Source organism: Magnetococcus sp. PR-3, from assembly GCF_036689865.1.
GTDB lineage: Bacteria > Pseudomonadota > Magnetococcia > Magnetococcales > Magnetococcaceae > Magnetococcus.
The window spans coordinates 1-18,888 of the sequence record NZ_JBAHUQ010000035.1 but is presented as its reverse complement, the minus strand read 5'-3'; the positions used below and the strand labels follow the sequence as shown (position 1 = coordinate 18,888).

The following is an 18,888-nucleotide window of genomic DNA, read 5'->3' as shown; positions in this document are numbered from 1 at the left end:
TCTATGCAAGCATCACATCTCTGCGTTTACCTAGGTGAAGAAATTGCCAAATATGGCTTCCCTGACGGGCACCCCTGGACAACAACCCGTATGGATGCCTTCTGGCAAGAGGCAAATCGCCAAAGTTTATCATCTAAAGTTACTGTTCATGATCCTGTCATGGCCTCGGTTGAGCAGCTACAGAGCTTCCACATTCCACATTATATCGAACTGGTTAAGCGCTGCTCAGATGCAGGTGAAGGTTTTTTAGACCATGGTGATACACCTGCTTTTAAGGGCATCTATGAAGCAGCCGCTCACGTTGTAGGCTCTGCTGTCGCCGCTTCTGAACGCCTTATGCAACAGGAGTTCAGGCGGGCCTTTATCCCTATTGCCGGACTTCATCATGCGCAACCTGATGTAGCAGGTGGTTTTTGTGTCTTTAATGATGCGGCAATCGTGGTGAAACACCTGCGTAAGAACCATGGCATAAAAAAAATAGCCTACGTTGATATCGATGCCCACCACGGAGATGGGGTGTTTTACCCTTTTGAAGCTGACCCGCACCTGGTGTTTGCAGATATTCATGAAGATGGACGCCACCTCTACCCATGGTGTGGCGCTGAGGATGAAACAGGTGTTGGGCCCGCCTTTGGTACCAAGGTAAATATCCCCATGGAGCCTGGTGCTACCGATGCCGAGTTCTTTGAAGCCTGGCCCAAAATTGAAGATCACCTACGTGAGCACAAGCCTGAATTTATTATTCTTCAATGTGGTACAGACTCCCTGAATAATGACCCCCTGACACATCTGGCTTTTTCAACCGCAGCCCACAGCCATGCAACGACCCGGCTCTGTCACATTGCAGAAGATCTTGGTCATGGCCGTGTTTTGGCCCTAGGTGGCGGCGGGTATAATTTAACCAATGTTGCCCAAGGGTGGACCGCTGTCCTACGTGCTCTGCTGGATGCCCCAATCTCGGATTAACCTCTAAGGATGAGCCGTCACTATGTGGGCGGCTCATCCTCAATCCATCAAATGGTTCACATTTGTGTGGTTTTAAGTATAATCCCGTCTTCATATCATTCTCATTGAGATTGGGAACCTGAAGCGATTGACCTGATCTAATCAGATCCACAGTAAAATCGTTACCCGCAGAACGTTTGGATAAAAACATGCACACCGTTGATACCTACGCCTCTATAGAGCCCGGCACGGTCATTCTGGCTGGCTCAGGCCCTGGCGATCCTAACCTGCTCACCCTTGGTGTCTATAAAGCCTTACAGGCCTGTGACACCCTGGTTTATGATGCCCTGGTTTCCCCTGAAATCATGGCACTGGTACCGGAGTCGGTGGAACTGCATTTTGTTGGCAAACGTGGCGGTCATCCTTCTATCGGTCAAGATGCTATTAATGCCCTGCTGGTGCAGTTGGCCAAAGCCGGTAAAAAAGTACTGCGCCTAAAAGGTGGCGATCCCTTTGTCTTTGGTCGTGGCGGGGAAGAAGCCCACTGCCTACATTGTGAAGAGATTACATTTTCCATTATTCCTGGCATTACTGCCGGGGTTGCAGGGCCTGCTTATGCAGGTATTCCTATTACACACCGTAATGTAAATGCCAATGTGGCTTTTTTAACGGGGCATGAATCCCCCATTAACGCTGCAGGTGAGACCGTTCCGACAACGGTAGACTGGGAATCTGTTGGGGCGACATTCCCCGTGGTCGTTCTTTATATGGGGGTTAAGAACCTGCCCACCATTGCTAAACGCCTGATTGCCGGTGGCCGCTCTGGTGAGACACCTGTTGCTTTAATTCGCTGGGCGACAACCCCCCGCCAGCAGACCATGATTACCAGCTTGAGCCGGGCAGCAGAAGATATTTCTGAGTGCAAGATCAAGCCACCATCCATCGTTGTGATTGGAGAGGTGGTCAATTACCGTGATCAACTCAGCTGGTTTATGGATGACACATTGACCCGAGACAACTGCATCAACAAGCTCAAGGACTAAGTGTATACCCCATGAATTAGGACTAAAAAAAACGGTGCACCCTATCAAAGGGTGCACCGTTTTTTGTGCAATCAGGCAAGCCATGGCTTAATGATCAAGCCTCCAACTGAGCATGCCTTATATCTCGTAGTGTATGAGCCAGCTGATCCAACCCGATTTCTGCCAATAAGGTCTCAACCCCAAACAGGGCATCATCAGCCTCTTCTAAGCCGCTCAGGTCCACCTGACCATACTCATCACGAGGGCTATAGATCTCCTCAAAAGGCAGCTCATAGGTCTGAGCATAGGCCCTTACTGTACGTCGCCAACGTGCTAAAAACTGTAAATAGCCAGGACGGTGCAGCACAGGCCCTAAGGTATGCCAGCTGCTCAATGTCTCAAAAGCATCCAGATAGGAGTGAGCCAAATCAACACGGCTATGCAGAATGGCCAGCATAGCGGCTTTAAGCAGATCTACCGCAGCATGTGGGTGACCTTCAATAATGCGTTCAGGCTTCTTAAATAGCAGCGCCAAACCTGCACCATGTACAGCATTTTCTCCCTGCTGTGCATCCAGGTTTTCCACTGCAAAACCATAACCAGCCAGTAAATCACTTACATCCTGGTAACGCTTGCCCCCCTTAACCACAGGTAAAAACCAAACCTCTGCAGAGACAGCTACCACATGGCGGCTTAAAGCCTTGGAAGCAGATTGTAGAATTTCATAGGCTTGTTCTTGCAGTGCCACAGACAAATAAGTGGGCGCTGAAACCTGACAATCTGGATCGGCCAAAAAAGCATCCAAGCGCGCAGGGGCGACCTCCAGACAGTTGATACGTCCATCCGGTCTGCCCACCACAAACTCTTCATTATGGGCGCCAATACAGTACGGCACCACATGGGTGTCCAGGTAGTGTTTTTGTGCTTGAACCTGATCTTCAATACGGGTCAGGCAACGGCTGTCCTGCGGGCCAAAATAGACCGCTTGGACATCATGCATAAAGGCGTGGACCACAGGGAATGAGGCATGACTGACCTCCCCTAAATGGTGCACCGAAATTTTGTGAGACGTCATCTGGGCCATGGCTCCACTCCTGACTCAATGACTACGCATGGTGCGCGTCAATTTGCCCGTGGGGATTCTCCCCTTATCTGGGCTTGGATGTTGGGGCGACACGTTTTTTTAACGGCCACTCCGGCTTGCCTGACCAACTCAAATGCATGTTCTATGCCATGCCAAACTTACATTATTCTAACCTTTTTCCCCTCTTTAGCCCCCATTTAATTTTATTATAATATAATGCATTGTTTTTTTTAGATTTATAGAGCTTTTCTCAGCAAAAGAAAAATTTATTCACACCACACACCCTGCTATAGATCGCTGTCAAAAAAAAGGGAGGCTTAATAAAAGCCCCCCTTTTTTCACCATATTTTTGGCACGTCACTGTTTCAAACCCGGCATCATGGCCTTCATTTTTTTAGGATCCCAATCCATCACAAATTTTTCAAACTCACCAACAGGCAATGGTTTACTAAAGAAAAAGCCCTGTATGGTGGGGCATTCATGCTCACAGAGATATTGGATTTGTTCCTTATTTTCGACACCTTCAGCAACAACACTTAGCCCCAAAGCCGACGCCATACTAAGAATGGAAGAGACAATGGCGGTGTCATCTGAGTCAACATTAAGATCCTGAATAAAGGACTTATCAATTTTCAGCGCGTTAAGCGGCAATTTTTTCAAATAGCTCAGTGAGCTGTAACCTGTGCCAAAGTCATCAATAGAGACCTTAACCCCCAAGGCGCGCAATTCACTGATCTGCTCAATGGTCTGATGCACATCCCCCATCGCCAGGGACTCTGTAATCTCCACCTCTAAAAGCTCAGGAGAGAGATTACTGTGCTGAAGGTTGCGCTCCAATTTTTTTACCAACTCCACATCCTGAAACTGTTTGGCGGATAGGTTGATGGCGACATGCATGGGGTGACGGCTGGCAACCGATAAAAGCTTGGCATCCATACAAGCTCGACGCATTACCCACTCACCAATAGGAATAATTAACCCTGTCTCTTCAGCGATTGGAATAAAATCATCTGGTGAAACAAGACCTTGCTCTGGGTGGTTCCAGCGCACCAAGGCTTCCATACCAATAATACGGCATTTTTTCACATCAATCTTAGGCTGATAATGAAGTGTTAACTGCTCCCACTCCACAGCTTGTCTCAACGCTTGTTCCAAAGAGAGACGACGGGCATTGGTCTCGTTCATATCACTGGTAAAGAACTTATAGGTGCCTTTTCCCTCTTCCTTCGCCCGATACATGGCTGTATCGGCATGTTTGGTCAAGGTATCGTAATCCTCCCCATCATCTGGGTGCATCGCAATACCAACAGATCCCCCGATAAAGACCTCGTGCCCTTGTAAATCAAAGGCCTTTCCTAACGATTTAACAATGGCGCCAGCAATACGGGCCACATCGTTGGTCTGATCAATCCCCGGTAGAATAACGGTAAATTCATCCCCCCCCAACCGTGCCACCGTATCACTGGTACGTAGATGGTGGGTTATGCGCTCAGCAACCTGAATAAGCAGATCGTCCCCTTTATCATGACCCAACGTATCATTGACATATTTAAAGCGGTCTAAATCGATAAAGAAGACCCCTAAACTTTTGCCCCCTCGGGCTGAGAGCTTCATCTCTTGTTCAAGTCGGTCTCGGAACAGGGAGCGGTTAGGCAGCGCTGTAAGCGGATCATAATAGGCCAATTTTTCCAGCTGCTCTTCCGTCTCTTTCTGCTGGGTAATATCCATAAACAAGCCAACAAAGTTGGTGATCACACTTTGCTCATTGCGGATGGCATCAATGGTTAGCCATTTTGGGAAAATTTCACCATTTTTACGCCGATCCCAGATCTCCCCTTGCCAGCGCCCTGACGTGCACAGACGTCTCCACATATCTTCATAAAAGGCCTCATCATGGCGGCCTGATTTTAAAATACTGGGATTCTGACCTAAAATTTCATCACGGCTATAGCCCATAATCCGTTCATAGGCTGGGTTTACGTCGGTTATGTTGCCGTGTACATCTGTAATAACAATGGCCTCTCCGGCATTGTCAAAAATCATTTTAGCAAGTACTAAGCCCTCTTCAGCCACCTTACGCTGCGTCACATCCTGTAGCGTACCAACCATACGTCTTGGCACCCCACGTTGATCTCGGGTCATCATACCCAACGCCTGCACATACCGCTCTTGGCCTAACTTTCTACAGATAATACGATGTTCAGCTTCAAATTTATCCACAGAACCTCGGGTTACCGCAGCCATTTGGGCGTTAACCATTTCTCGATCATCTGGATGAATTAATTCAAGATAGGTGCTATAGGAGGCTACAGATTCATCTTTATTAAAGCCAAATAGGCGCAATAACTCTTTAGACCAGTGCAGATCATCCAGCTGCATATCCCAGTGCCAACTGCCGATTTTTGCCACACTTTGGGCATTTTCCAGATCTTGGTAGACCTCCTCCAACTGCTTTAACTGCTGATCTCTTGACTTTTCCCAGCCAACCCACTGGGCCAAAAGACTAATTAAAGAACGATCATAAAAGCTAAATCCAACCGATCTTGGTCGCGTGGAGTAATAGCTTAAAGCGCCATAAAAAGTGTCACCCAGATACATGGGCGTACCGATGAATGACTCCACCCCAAAACGCTCATGAATGGGGTGCTGTTTAAGGTGGCTTTCTTGAAGGCGGTGAATCCCTTCCGGTCGACCAGCCTCAATGACCTGCTTACAGAAACTCTGCTCCAAGGGGTGGCTCTGCCCCAGCTTAAACAGCAACGCCTCCCCAAGCAGATGCTCTACCCGACACATCTCTCCATCAATTTGTGTCACAACGGCAGATTCCATCTCCAGAATCTCAGACCCCATCTTCAAGATTTCCTGGATTTTCCGAGCCGAATCCCACTCTGTTCGCACAGTTATGCCATGCATCCGGGTCAATGAGTCGATAAAGCGATTCTCATTTTCCTGGGCCGTCACCAAATTGGTTAACAAATGGTTATAGGCGTTAACGGCATAACCAATTTCATCTTGCTGCTCATTTTGGATTAAACAGCTATCAAGATCACAATCCGACCAGTTACCTGTCGCATCGGCTTGTTTAATTCGATCACTCACATAGCTCATGCGCTGCAACAGCGTACGGAAGCCACGACGTAAACGACGGCTTATCCACCATGCCCACCCCCCTCCAGCGAGAAGGAAGATCACAAACATTGAAAACAAGACCTGACGGCTGGTGGAGACAATCGCTTCCAAACGCTGACCTTCTGCCACCATGGTATTCAACTGCTGGGCAGTAATTCTATCCAACCGCTGCAAAATCACCTGCCACAGAGGTAACAGCTCTTGCGTGGTTAAACGTCGTGCTTGGTTCCAATCTAGCGATTGCCGCAGGGTAATCAGCTTTTGTGCTTGTTCAGGCCAAACCTCCCAAAGCTTCTGTAAGGTACTCAGAGCCTGTTTTTGTGTGGCATTCAGATCTGCACGTCCTAACACAGCCAAAGCACCATTAGAGCGCTTAAGCATGGTTTGAAAACGCCCCACCAATAGATCATCAGGCTCGGTTAAAATGCGCTCCAACAGACTGCGGCACTGGGCGACTGAACCGCGCAAATCCGCAAAAGCTTTTAGCAACGTACGGCTGTTCATGGCCGCAATCACACTACCATTTGCAGCAGGGCGGCGGTTTTCGCGGTGGATTAAACGTCTTAGATTAAGATCAAGCGACTCCAACATCGGCAGCAGCTGATCGTTATAGAGTTGATGGGCCGGTTTATTGGATGGTTTGCCAATCAACACTTCAATACTATCCTGCAACCCAACCAACCGGGCCAGATCCTCTTTCAGTGGCATCAGTTCATCTTCAAGGGTGTGATCACCCGCCATAATCACTTCAAGTTTTTGCAGATGATCATGCGCCAACTGCCACGATTTTTGCCGTTGCTGTTTAAAGGCAGGCAACTCTGTCGCCATCCACCCCTGCAGAGCCGCCAAAGCATCTTTAACGGATCCTTTAAAAGCCCCAGAGGTAACCACCAGCGGTACACGTTGGTTTTGTAGTAAGGAGACCTGATCCTGCAACCCCAACAGTTTGGATGAGACAACCAAACCACTGAATAGCGCCAACAGGATAAGCCCGGCAAAACCGTAGACTACCTTACGTGCAATAGACAGTTGCATGCAGCCTCACTCAAAAAAGAGGTCGTATTTGGAGAACCCAATGTAAAAAACAGTGCTGTCGTGTGATAAAAGACACTCATGCATCATGCCATGAACTTATGGTAGATGCATCAGCTAACACCGAGCCAAAACAAGAAGGCCTGTAAAAGTTTGAACTTTTACAGGCCTTTTAAAAACAGGTATGGGGCATTCCAAAAAATCAGTGCGTGAGCTTAGCCGGATTTTTTGTTACATGCACTTTTAACTGCCTCAGCTGTGTTTCAAACCCTTTGGCAAGCTGGTACACATGACCAGGCTTCTTTTTGCCCACATAAAACACACCGGCGGTCAACGGACGGTTTGGCAAAGCAAAATAGAGGTGCGCCATCTCTGAATAGAGCAAAGAGGCTAAGTCAAACACATCTCCAGGAGACGTCCCCGGTGCTGCTTTATAATCTGCAGCCAAATCCATAGTCTTAACTTTGGTAAGCAACAAAATTTCCCGGATTAAGCGAAAGCAAATAACCATCTGATCATAAACATGTCCGGGTCCTTTTTTTAGATCTAAAGGCGGCAAGCTTAACTCAACACTTCCCCCATAGACAGTATTAAGCACCTGGGCAATTTGCACCGACTGTTCAACACGTTGGTAAACATCACTAGGAATAATCTTGGTGGTTAATAACAGATTAATCTGCCGGTTTGCTTGGATGAGCGACCGATAGACATCCGTTGGTGAAGCTTTACCGGCTGCGGACTTCACCACGGGGGAACCAGCCCCCATAGCCTGCTTGCCTTTACCAAGAATGGTCCGCGCACTCTCCATCACCGCCAAGACATGATCAGGGGTAATTTTACCTTTGGGGATCAGCAACAAAGGACGGCCCTCTTGATTCGCCCGCTGCTTCACCAAATCCACCACCTTGGCTTCCAAGTTTTCTGCTTGGTAAAACACCTCACGGGGAGAAGCACCCATAACAGGCAGCTCTTTTTGGCTGTTGGCTTTGCCGCCAACCTTGGTGCGGATATCCTGAAGATCCTTTGCCAAAGCCTGGACACTAACCAACACATCCCCCGGCGTTGCTGCCATCGTAACCCAAGGCCACAAGCAGGCAAGTAGCATGAAATAGATCTTTTTCATGATCGCCGCTCCTATGCCTGTAACTTGAAACGTTTCATCATACTATCAAGTTCCGAAGCGATGGTAGAGACGGATGAAGCATGATTGTTAACCGTACCACTCATATCAGCAATACCCACAGCAGCATCCCGAACCTCTTCCATATTCCCCGCAATCTCTTTAGAAGACACGGCTGCTGTCGCCACATTACCCGTAATCTCAGCGTTACCTGAAGAGGCCTCCTGAACATTATGGGCCATCTGCTCAATACCGATGGTAGCTTCACTCACGCTGCGGGTCACCTCAACAATACCGGCATTGATCTCACTAACATTTCGTGTGACCTCTTCCATACCTTCATGAGACTCTGTCACGCGACGGCTCACCTCCACAGACTCCCGATTCACATCATCCATAGAGGATGAGATAGACTCAATGGAGCTACCCTGGATATCTACGGCGTTAAGAATCTCTTCATTGGATAAATTCAAACGCTCAATAATACGCGAGATCTCTTGACTGGAATCTGTCGCCTGACGGGTTTTATTCTGGATTTCATCAATCTGTTGACTAATAGAACGGGTCGCTTCAGCTGTTTGCCCAGCCAACTCTTTAACTTCATTTGCCACCACCGCAAAGCCTTTACCCGCTTCACCTGCACCGGCGGCTTCAATAGAAGCATTCAACGCCAGCATATTGGTTTGATCAGCAATATCATTAATAAGCTTAACGACTTTGCCGATTTCGTGGGTGGATTTAGCCAACTCTGTCATAACAGCAGCGTTACTTTGGGTAATTTCACTGGCGCTGGAAGATTCGCTACTCGCCGCCTCACACTGGGTTCGTACTTCACCCAACGAGTCCGTCACACCCATCACTTCACCGGCCACACTCTCCACACTGTGTGAAGAACGCTCTGCCGCAGAGTTCACATGTTCCATACTGGTGGTCGCCTCTTCTGCAGCCGCAGCAACCGTACTGAGGTTGGTCGATGCTTCTTCTGCAGCAGCAGAAATGGTGCTCATATTTGAAGAGGCTTGCATGGAAGCTTGAGCAATGGTCTGCATGCTATCATCAGCACGAGCCGCTTGGTCAGAGATAGCCTCCATATTACTACTCATGGTCTCAGCAGAGTTGGCTGCTTCATCCACACGGGTACGCATGGTTGATGCACTGCCCTCCATATCACCAGCCACCCCCCCTAAAGTCTCCGCAGCACTATTCAACTTACCCACACGCTCTTGAATTTCAGCAAAGATATGCCGAAGACTTTTGACCGTTTCATGGAGGGAAAGCTGCAACATGCCCACTTCATCGGTCCGGGTGATCTGACGATCAAAGGTTAAGTCACCCTGTGAGATGGCATGTGTCACATCTAAAGCACGTTTGAGAGGTGCCACAATCAAACGGGTAATGGTCATGGAAACAACCAAACCAATGACCGACGCAATAATCAGCAGAACAATCGTTAAGGAGATGGTAAAGCTACGGGTCTCTTCTGCACCCATGACAAATTCAGTCGCTTTTTTCGTCGCAAAATCTACAATGCTCTGAATACCGGACTGCAAGCCAGAGACAACCTCAGCCCCTTTATGTTTGGTGATATCGGCGGCTTTAACCCGGTTACCTTCCCGCATGAGCGCGATCACTTCATCCCGAATAGTCTTCCACCCCTTAAAAGCTGATTCCAGGTCATTAATTTTTTTCTTATTCCCAAGAAATGCTGACTTAAGAACCAGAAAATCTTTTAAAACCTGAGCTTCATAACCATCAACTTTTGCGGATGCACTATCAATATCCCCAACACGCTTGGCTAAAGCGACATCTTTCATGCTGCGATGCATACGCACCATATTACCTTGAATACGTAATGCAGCCGTACTAACAGTGTAAGGATGTTTATAAAGTTTATCAGTTTTATGAGCCAGTTGGTTCATTTCATAGATGGCAAAACCACCCAGCGCAACCATCAATAAGATGACAACACCAAAACCAATGACCAGTTTCATACCAATGCGCACATTTTTAAACATGCCCTACTCCCTTAACTCCAACGCTCATTTTATACATTCTTATGAGACATGGGCCCCCGCACCACAACTCAGACACACCATCCGGTTACTCTGACAAACTGTCACAAACCTTAACACTATAAATAGGACATAACGAAAACGTGACTACAAGCATTATTTGGGTGTTTTCGGGTTTATCTTGCTCTTTTCAAACAAGTGTTACTTTTCTAGCAGTAGAAGCGTTACTTTTTCGCTTAATGTAATGGCGTTTTGCCCATTTTTTTGGCAATTTCAGAAGTTCAAGATATGCTTATATATATTTTTTGATAGATTTCTCTCTCTTACACCACGCCTTATCTATGCTAGGTACCAGCAAGAAATTAGAGTAAAGGTATAAGCAAAAGTTTTGTACAACAGATAAGAAAAAGAGTTCTTTTTGTTCTACACTTAAAATAAGGTCTTTATACCTGTGTCACAGCCGTAGACACTTTGCTATACTTTCCCCTCATTTATTAAGGGGTGCCCCCAATAAGGGATGGATCAATGAGTGGAAAACGTAAACAAATTCTTGAAGTCGCGATGCAACTTTTTGCCCAGCGAGGCTTACTCAATGTCTCTACTGGCCAAATCGCCATGGCAGCCAACCTTTCACCGGCTCTTCTCCTGCAAGAATTTGATGGTAAAGAAGATCTGCTGGTCGAAATTTTACGTGATCTAAAGCTTGCCTCCAACAGCGCCGCGCATAAAGACTTACGCCTGGATATGGGGTTACGAGAGCATTTAAATATAATGTGGCACCATGCCATAACCTGGGCTCTATCCAATCCACAACATTACCAGTTACTCCTTGAATTAAGCATCTCAGAAGAGGCTTTAACACTGCTTGGGCTCACCCATGACGATTTTAGCCACCTGTTCCCTAAACATGCGCTCATGGAGGCCATGGGGCATGGCGAGATTGCAACATTACCCATGACTTTCCATCAACAACTTTTCCGAACACAGCTGGATGGCACGGTTCAGTTTATTTTGCGCACCAAACCTGATCCAAAACAGTCTAAGGTTTATATTGAACAGAGCTTTGCGATCTATTGGCGAGGTATTCATAATGGCTGATTTGGTCAGGACATAATGATGTCAGGAAAAAAAACACCAACCTCAGACCATCAAGCACATATACCTGGACGCCCAACTGTTGGGGTTGAGTGCCACTTTCCCGATTGTGCCGAACGCCATAACTGCCGTCATGTCTATGTGGAGGAGTTCCTGCATGCCGACGGCACCTGCCCTTACTACCGCCCAAAAAGCCATCTAAAGCTGGTTAAGCGACCACACCGCCCTCAACATAGATAAGCATATAAAAAAAGCCCAGATCTTTGTTTAGATCTGGGCTTTTTTATTTGGTAGCGAGGGGGAGACTTGAACTCCCGACACCAGGATTATGAATCCTGTGCTCTAACCAGCTGAGCTACCCCGCCATGCGTTTGGAAGCTGCTATTTTACAAATGAGTGGCGGGATGTCAACGTTTTTGTGAGGAAAAAACACCAGCATGACCATGCCCATGTTTTTTAAACCTTTTTTTAACCTCGTTATTGAGCAGGAATCGTCGCCTTCCAACCCGCTTTCAGATCACCACCCCCATACCAAATTTTAATCAGAGGGGAGGTACGCCCTAAACTAGAAAGTCGAGCCGCCATTTGTTGCGCTTCAGACTCTTCACGATAAGGGCCCATGACCACTTTATAGAGATTTTGGGCAGACTCAGCTTTCACCAAACGCAAGGGGCGAACATACAGCCGCTCAGCCTTATCCATAATATCGATGGCGTACCCTAAACGCATGGACTCACCAACCGGTATGATCAAGCCTTGCCAGTTCTTTTCTATATCAACCCTAAACCCACCGGCCCGTAATTTCAGCTCATTCTCTTTCGCGGATTCCAAGTCTTCGTAAGGTCCGGCTTGCACCTGGTTGAGCACCACTGTTTCAGTTGCCTCTAAGACCGACGCCTCATAGCCCCGTTGTTTTAAACGCTCAACCAGTTGACCAGCACCAAACTCATAGACAAAGCTCCCCACTTGCACAATATACTGACTGCCAGCAATGGGTGTTGGCGGTTTAGGCAAGGGTTTGCGTGGCTGCCGAACCATCGCTGGTGGTGGTGGCAAGTCCTTGAGCTTCTGCTTGGGTGGAGAAGGTTGAAGGGGCGCAGGCTTTACGGCTTGTCGTTTCTTGACCACTTTCCGGGGTTGCTCATCCAGCCCTTCAAGCTCTACCAGCATACGCTCTGGCAGCGCCATGGCACGACTAAGCACCGGTTTTTCACCGGCCCAGACCGCATCAGCACCTTCCTCAGGGCGGTCACGCATACCATCCCATAAGAAAGCGACCGCAATTACAGCCAAAATAGCCGCAACGACCCACGGAAGCACACGCCCTATCATGCTGGAAAGATTGCCCATTGGCAGTGAAATACCCATTTCGTTTACCGGTTTCGTTGATAAAGCAGACGTAGACCCGTTAACGTCAACATATCATCCACATCATCAATTCCTCGACTGTCCCTGGCAATTAACTTTGCCAATCCACCCGTTGCAATGACATGAATTTGATCGAATATTGCTTCCGCTTTCATACGTTCAATAATGCCATCCACCAATCCAACATAGCCCCAATAAAGACCCGAACGCATGGCCTCTTCCGTATTTTGCCCGATCACCTTTTCAGGATGACGCAGCTCAATACGTGGCAATTTGGCGGTTTTCTCAAACAGGGCATCCAAGGATGAATTAAGCCCTGGCGCAATAGATCCCCCCAGATACGCCCCATCCTGGCCAATCATATCAAAAGTCGTGGCTGTGCCAAAATCAACAACAATGGCCGCATGACCAACCTGATCAAAAGCTGCAACAGCATTAACCAGACGGTCAGCCCCAACCCCAGTCGGGCTTTCATCCGAGATAGGCAGCCCAGACTTCATATCCGGGCGTACAACCAAAGTCTCTAACCCAAGGTACCGTCGTACTGCCCTAACCAAGGCGGATCCAACGGGGGGAACGACACTGGCCAGGATCACACCAGAGATCTTGGTGGCATCTACCTGTTTCAGTTGAAACAAGTTTGCAAGAAGTATTCCGTACTCATCCCCAGTCCGTTCAATACGGCTGGCAATACGCCAATAGTGCGCCAGAGTGTCTCCTTCATAGACACCTAGAACAATATTTGTATTACCGACATCCATAACCAAAAGCATTGATATTCATCCATTACTAACTTGGTTTATCTCTAGACAATCCATCAAACAATAAACACTACTTACAACAAGTTAACATCACCAGCGACCACAGTGGTAAGCACACCTGTATCATCTCTTTCAACCAACAAACAACCCGAATGATTCAGTGAATGCGCAACACCAGTAAACGTCTCAGCATAAAGCTGTACACGCACACGCCTTCCCTCAACCCCACCATAGCTCAACCAGGGTTGTCGCAAAGGTTCAAACCCTTCTTGCAAAAACTGCCTATACCAGAACCCTAACCGTTCTAAAAAGACCGCCAAAAGGCGGCTACGGTCCAGACTTGTTCCAACACATTCACGCAAGGTTGTTGCTGTCTGCTGCAATTCAGTCGGCATACTATGCAGGCGACCATTTACATTAATCCCCACACCCAAAATGATATATCGAACCCGATCAGGCTCAGCCATCATTTCAGTAAGAATACCCGCCACCTTACGCCCACCCACTAAAATATCATTGGGCCACTTTAGGTACAGATCCTCAACCCCCATATCCTCATGTAGGGCTTGGGCCAACGCCAAACCCGCCAACAAGGTAATCTGTGCAGCGTCTGTTGGCAGAATGTGCGGCCTAAGCACCAGAGAGAAATAGAGGTTTTCTCCAGCAGGAGATTCCCAAACACGTTGCATACGCCCTCGCCCACCACGCTGGGCATCGGCACAACAGAGTGTACCTTCAGGAGCCCCCTCACGGGCCAACAGAGAAGCCCGGACATTGGTTGAGTCCGTCTGCTCATAAAAATGGGCACAAGCACCATTAAACAAGGCCTGATCGGTCAAGTGGGGTTGCAGACGCTCCATAGAGGGAAAGTCTGGCTCTTGGAGCAAGCGATAACCCCGCCGATGCAAAGCCTCAATACCATAACCTGCTTGACGTAGACGCTCAACACGCTTCCAAACTGCAGCTCGAGACACCTCAAGCATCTGACCAATATGTGCCCCACTACAGGGGGATTGGCCATGCTCACGTAGCAACTTCAGTAGCTTTAAATCCTGTGCTGAGAGTTCCGTCTCGCCCATACCAATCACCCTTGTGGATTGCGCATTCCCTGGCCCACACTCTACCACTGCATGGCCTGACAAATCCAACCTTTACCCACCAACAACAAAGCCCCACAGGACTAACCTATGGGGCTTTGATTTTCAGGGAGACAAAGGCCCACGTTTAAAAGCGCACCAAAAGGCTCACATCCTTATTTCCAGCACTATGGGTTAACGCACCAGCAGAGATCATATCGACCCCTGTTTCAGCGATTTCACGTACCGTATCCAGGCGCACATTACCACTGGCCTCCAGCATGGCGCGGCTGTTGTTCACCTTCACCGCTTCACGCATCTGTTCCAGTGTCATATTATCCAACAAAATAATATGTGCACCGGCATCCAAAGCCAGATCAACCTGCTCGAGCGTTTCGCACTCCACCTCAATACGATGCAGATGGGTTAAGGAAGAACGCATGGCATCGACTGCTTCACGAATACCACCGGCCATGGCAATGTGGTTCTCTTTAATCAAGACCCCATCATCCAACCCCATACGGTGGTTATGCCCCCCACCTACACGCACCGCATATTTCTGCAATAAACGCATACCTGGTACTGTTTTACGGGTATCTACAATACGACAACCGGTACCCGCTACTTTTTCCACAAACTGTGAAGTCAGGCTGGCCACAGCAGACAAGTTTTGGAAAAAGTTGAGCGCCACACGCTCCCCGGTCAAAATACCGCGCGCAGGACCACGCAGGGTAAAGATGGTATTCCCAGCCATTACGCCGGTTCCATCTGAAGCCTCGGGCAAAATACCAATACGCGAATCTACCTGTTTAAAAACCTCGGAGATCACGGGCAAACCACAAACGACCAGATCCTCTCGGGCAATTAAGACCGCTTCACCCTCTTTCCCAGCAGGAACCAAGGTATTGGTGGTAATGTCACCACGGCCAATATCTTCAGCCAGGGCGCTACGAACAATGTCAGACCAGATTGGGGTCATATCTTCAAACTCTTTAACCTGGGTTTAGTTGAGGTTCATGTCCTGTTTTATACACAGACCGAACCCTGGGGGCAAACGGTTTAACGGTTAGTCAACCCTTACGCCATTGCCTGAATGCGTACCAAAGCCTCTTGAACGGCGACTTTCTTCTCACGCAGTTCATCCGCTTTCGCCTTTTCTTTGGCCACAACTTCTGGCTTAGCTTTGGCTAAAAAGTTTTCATTGCCGAGTTTTTTCTCAACTTTTTGCAGATCAACATCCAATTTATCCATGCTCTTCTGCAGTCGGGCCGACTCTGCAGCGACATCAATAAGCCCTTTCATGGGGATAAATAGTTGCAGATCTTCCAACACCCCAGTCGCACACCCTTCTGGGGCATCACCAGTAACCGCTTCCCAGCTCTCCAGCTTAGCCAACGTAGAAACGGTTACTTCATGACGGCGCAAACGTCCGATGGCCGACTCATCCCCAGAAACCAGTACTTTGATTTTTTTGCTGGGGGGCACATCCATTTCACTACGTATACCACGAACCGTTGTGGTAAAGCGCTGCACCCAATCGATCTCACTCTCAATATCTTCCAGAATGCGACCCTCATCAACCTCAGGCCAAGGCGCAAGCATAATGGTCCCTTTAGGCTTACCCGCCAAGGGGGCAACCTTTTGCCACAACTCCTCAGTAATAAACGGCATAAGCGGATGCAACAGGCGTAAGGAGGCTTCTAACACACCAACCATAGTGTGACGCACAGCCGCCTTAGCCGCGTCAGAGGCATTATCATTATAAAGTGTGGTCTTCACCATCTCCAGATACCAATCACAATAGGTGCCCCACAGGAACTGGTAGATGGTACTGGCAGCGTCACTGAAACGGTAGTTTTCCATGTCCTGAGAAACATCACGAGCCGTACGCTGAAACTTACTCACAATCCACTGATCTGTAACCGACAGTGGCAGGTCAATCCGCTCGAGGCCACAATCCTGCCCCTCAGCATTCATCAATACGAAGCGGGAGGCATTCCACAATTTATTACAGAAATTGCGGTACCCTTCCATTCGACCTAAATCAAATTTAATGTCACGCCCTTGGGTCGCCAGCGAAGCCAACGTAAAGCGCAAAGCATCGGTACCTGCGGCTGTGATCCCGTCAGGGAACTCCTTACGGGTCTGCTTTTCAATCTTCTTGGCCAAGTGTGGCTGCATCATATCCTTGGTGCGTTTGGTGATCAGATCATCCAAGGAGATACCATCAATAAGATCCAGAGGGTCTAACACATTCCCCTTGGACTTACTCATTTTATGGCCTTCACCATCGCGCACCAAACCATGAACATACACAGTATGGAAAGGAACCTCGTCTGTAAACTTTAGCCCCATCATAATCATTCTGGCGACCCAGAAGAATATGATATCAAATCCGGTGACCAAAACATTGGTAGGGTGAAAAGCCTCGAGCTCTTTCGTTTTTTCTGGCCAGCCAAGGGTGGAGAAAGTCCATAGCGCGGAAGAGAACCAGGTATCCAACACATCGTTGTCCTGCCCCAATTCAACGGCTTTTCCATAATGGGCCGTCGCTTTTTCAACAGCCTCACCCTCCGTGCGGCAGACAAACACTTTACCATCTGGGCCATACCAAGCAGGAATACGGTGCCCCCACCAAATTTGACGGCTAATGCACCAATCTTGAATATTACGCATCCATTCAAAATAGGTTTTAGACCAGTTCTCAGGCACAAACTTAATGCGCCCATCTTCCACCACTTTAATGGCCTCTTCAGCCAGAGGAGCCGTACTGACAAACCACTGATCGGTGAGAAAAGGCTCAATCACAGCTTTGGTGCGATCACCCCGAGGAACCATCAACTTATGATCGGCAACTTTCTCAAGTAACCCCTGCGCATCCAGATCTTCTACAATACGCTTACGTGCCTCATACCGATCCATACCACGATATTTCTCGGAGGCATCATCATTAATACAGGCATCTACCGTGAAAATATTAATCTGTGGCAGATCATGACGTTTACCCACTTCATAGTCGTTAAAGTCATGGGCTGGCGTAATTTTTACGCAACCGGACCCAAACTCTGGGTCCACATAATCATCAGCAATAACGGGGATTGTACGCCCAGTCAGGGGAAGGGTGACCTGCTTACCAATGAGATGTTGATAGCGCTCATCTTCAGGGTGAACGGCAACCGCACTATCACCAAGCATGGTTTCAGGACGGGTGGTTGCCACGACCAAGTGACCCTCACCCTCCGCAAGGGGATAGCGCATATGCCACATATGCCCACTCTCTTCTTCACTGATGACTTCCAGATCAGAAACAGCGGTGTGTAGTACAGGGTCCCAGTTAACAAGGCGCTTTCCACGATAGATCAGATCTTCTTCATACAGGCGTACAAAAACCTCTTTAACCGCCTCTGAAAGCCCATCATCCATCGTAAAACGCTCCCGTGACCAATCACAGGAAGAGCCCATACGACGAAGCTGCTTAGAGATGGTATTTCCACTGGTTGCTTTCCAGGACCATACCCGCTGCATAAAGGCATCACGGCCCAGGTCATGACGGCTTTTCCCCTCAGCCTCCAACTGGCGTTCAACCACCATCTGGGTCGCAATACCCGCATGGTCTGTACCACACTGCCACAGAGTATTGTGGCCTTGCATACGGTTGTACCGGATCAAGGCATCCATGATGGTGTCTTGAAAAGCGTGCCCCATATGAAGACTACCCGTCACATTGGGCGGGGGAATCATGATGCAATAGGCGTTGGCTGCGCTTTGACCGCTCGGTTTGAACCAACCTTGATCTTCCCAGGTTTGGTACCAGCGCTGTTCAACACCCGTGGGATCATAAGCTTTAGGCAACGACGTTTCCTGCATGGGATTTTACTCTTCTTTAATTAAACAAGGGGTTTCCACCCCTTAAGATTTACCAGCAAATGGACGACAAAGGGCGCTGAGGCATCAGCGCCCTTTGCTTCTAAACATAAAAAGAGGGCCGGTTATTCGCCACGACGAACCTTATCAACCTCTTCACGAATAATTTTCTCTAACAGCTCAGGCAACTGCTCTCGAATCATCTGTTCCGCGATTTCACGGGCCATCAACATAACGGCCTCAGTATCAACGCCACCCTGTGCAGGGGCCTCTTCCGTAGGTTGTGGCTCTTCCACGTTCTCCTCGGTCATGGACTCTTCCTCTCCTTCTTCCGATTGCACATGTGGTACTGACTCAAGGTTTTCTTCAGACTCTTCCGC

Annotated in this window: 14 protein-coding genes and 1 tRNA gene; 4 read left to right on the top strand and 11 right to left on the bottom strand. The window is 48.4% G+C overall.

The window, feature by feature from the left end:
* Positions 1-3: 3 nt before the first annotated feature.
* Together V5T57_RS17075 and cobA are read left to right on the top strand one after the other, a co-directional pair.
* Complete coding sequence (locus tag V5T57_RS17075; RefSeq protein ID WP_332892466.1) at positions 4-966, top strand: acetoin utilization protein AcuC; 963 nt, start codon at positions 4-6, stop codon at positions 964-966.
* Positions 967-1,154: 188 nt separating this feature from the next.
* Complete coding sequence (cobA, locus tag V5T57_RS17070) at positions 1,155-1,988, top strand: uroporphyrinogen-III C-methyltransferase (protein ID WP_332892465.1); 834 nt, start codon at positions 1,155-1,157, stop codon at positions 1,986-1,988.
* Between the two features lie 94 nt (positions 1,989-2,082).
* Here the strand turns inward: cobA and V5T57_RS17065 are convergent, their stop codons facing one another.
* From V5T57_RS17065 to V5T57_RS17050, 4 genes are all read right to left on the bottom strand, one after another.
* On the bottom strand, positions 2,083-3,051 hold the full coding sequence (locus tag V5T57_RS17065; protein ID WP_332892464.1) for a hypothetical protein: 969 nt from the start codon (positions 3,049-3,051) through the stop codon (positions 2,083-2,085).
* Between the two features lie 357 nt (positions 3,052-3,408).
* Positions 3,409-7,215: an EAL domain-containing protein gene (locus tag V5T57_RS17060; protein WP_332892463.1), complete on the bottom strand. Its 3,807-nt coding sequence runs from the start codon at positions 7,213-7,215 to the stop codon at positions 3,409-3,411.
* 199 nt (positions 7,216-7,414) lie between these two features.
* Positions 7,415-8,335 carry a hypothetical protein gene (locus tag V5T57_RS17055; protein ID WP_332892462.1) on the bottom strand — a complete coding sequence of 307 codons (921 nt, stop codon included), beginning with the start codon at positions 8,333-8,335 and terminating at the stop codon, positions 7,415-7,417.
* Positions 8,336-8,346: 11 nt separating this feature from the next.
* Positions 8,347-10,347, bottom strand: a complete 2,001-nt coding sequence (locus V5T57_RS17050) for a methyl-accepting chemotaxis protein (RefSeq protein WP_332892461.1) — start codon at positions 10,345-10,347, stop codon at positions 8,347-8,349.
* Between the two features lie 522 nt (positions 10,348-10,869).
* Here V5T57_RS17050 and V5T57_RS17045 point away from each other — a divergent pair.
* Both V5T57_RS17045 and V5T57_RS17040 read left to right on the top strand, forming a co-directional pair.
* Complete coding sequence (locus V5T57_RS17045; RefSeq protein WP_332892460.1) at positions 10,870-11,442, top strand: TetR/AcrR family transcriptional regulator; 573 nt, start codon at positions 10,870-10,872, stop codon at positions 11,440-11,442.
* A gap of 18 nt (positions 11,443-11,460) precedes the next feature.
* Positions 11,461-11,679 carry a hypothetical protein gene (locus V5T57_RS17040; protein ID WP_332892459.1) on the top strand — a complete coding sequence of 73 codons (219 nt, stop codon included), beginning with the start codon at positions 11,461-11,463 and terminating at the stop codon, positions 11,677-11,679.
* A gap of 48 nt (positions 11,680-11,727) precedes the next feature.
* Here the strand turns inward: V5T57_RS17040 and V5T57_RS17035 are convergent.
* From V5T57_RS17035 to V5T57_RS17005, 7 genes are all read right to left on the bottom strand, one after another.
* Positions 11,728-11,804, bottom strand: a tRNA-Met gene (locus V5T57_RS17035).
* A gap of 112 nt (positions 11,805-11,916) precedes the next feature.
* Positions 11,917-12,759 carry an SPOR domain-containing protein gene (locus tag V5T57_RS17030; RefSeq protein WP_332892458.1) on the bottom strand — a complete coding sequence of 281 codons (843 nt, stop codon included), beginning with the start codon at positions 12,757-12,759 and terminating at the stop codon, positions 11,917-11,919.
* 53 nt (positions 12,760-12,812) lie between these two features.
* Entirely contained in the window at positions 12,813-13,580 is a 768-nt protein-coding gene (locus tag V5T57_RS17025; protein WP_332892457.1) for a type III pantothenate kinase, read from the bottom strand.
* Between the two features lie 62 nt (positions 13,581-13,642).
* The gene (locus V5T57_RS17020) at positions 13,643-14,647 is read right to left on the bottom strand and encodes a biotin--[acetyl-CoA-carboxylase] ligase (protein WP_332892456.1); all 1,005 of its coding nucleotides are present in this window, start codon (positions 14,645-14,647) and stop codon (positions 13,643-13,645) included.
* 145 nt (positions 14,648-14,792) lie between these two features.
* Positions 14,793-15,623: a carboxylating nicotinate-nucleotide diphosphorylase gene (nadC, locus tag V5T57_RS17015; protein WP_332892455.1), complete on the bottom strand. Its 831-nt coding sequence runs from the start codon at positions 15,621-15,623 to the stop codon at positions 14,793-14,795.
* Between the two features lie 98 nt (positions 15,624-15,721).
* Positions 15,722-18,496, bottom strand: a complete 2,775-nt coding sequence (locus V5T57_RS17010; protein WP_442918235.1) for a valine--tRNA ligase — start codon at positions 18,494-18,496, stop codon at positions 15,722-15,724.
* Between the two features lie 137 nt (positions 18,497-18,633).
* The coding region (locus tag V5T57_RS17005) for a hypothetical protein (RefSeq protein WP_332892453.1) at positions 18,634-18,888 on the bottom strand (255 nt) is incomplete at its 5' end.

What these genes read in the sequence shown, in the direction of transcription:
- V5T57_RS17075 (WP_332892466.1), top strand. Translation starts at nt 4, where the DNA reads ATGCAAGCATCACATCTCTGCGTTTACCTAGGTGAAGAAATTGCCAAA.
- cobA (WP_332892465.1), top strand. Translation starts at nt 1,155, where the DNA reads ATGCACACCGTTGATACCTACGCCTCTATAGAGCCCGGCACGGTCATT.
- V5T57_RS17065 (WP_332892464.1), bottom strand. Translation starts at nt 3,051, where the DNA reads ATGGCCCAGATGACGTCTCACAAAATTTCGGTGCACCATTTAGGGGAG.
- V5T57_RS17060 (WP_332892463.1), bottom strand. Translation starts at nt 7,215, where the DNA reads ATGCAACTGTCTATTGCACGTAAGGTAGTCTACGGTTTTGCCGGGCTT.
- V5T57_RS17055 (WP_332892462.1), bottom strand. Translation starts at nt 8,335, where the DNA reads ATGAAAAAGATCTATTTCATGCTACTTGCCTGCTTGTGGCCTTGGGTT.
- V5T57_RS17050 (WP_332892461.1), bottom strand. Translation starts at nt 10,347, where the DNA reads ATGTTTAAAAATGTGCGCATTGGTATGAAACTGGTCATTGGTTTTGGT.
- V5T57_RS17045 (WP_332892460.1), top strand. Translation starts at nt 10,870, where the DNA reads ATGAGTGGAAAACGTAAACAAATTCTTGAAGTCGCGATGCAACTTTTT.
- V5T57_RS17040 (WP_332892459.1), top strand. Translation starts at nt 11,461, where the DNA reads ATGTCAGGAAAAAAAACACCAACCTCAGACCATCAAGCACATATACCT.
- V5T57_RS17025 (WP_332892457.1), bottom strand. Translation starts at nt 13,580, where the DNA reads ATGCTTTTGGTTATGGATGTCGGTAATACAAATATTGTTCTAGGTGTC.
- V5T57_RS17020 (WP_332892456.1), bottom strand. Translation starts at nt 14,647, where the DNA reads ATGGGCGAGACGGAACTCTCAGCACAGGATTTAAAGCTACTGAAGTTG.
- nadC (WP_332892455.1), bottom strand. Translation starts at nt 15,623, where the DNA reads ATGACCCCAATCTGGTCTGACATTGTTCGTAGCGCCCTGGCTGAAGAT.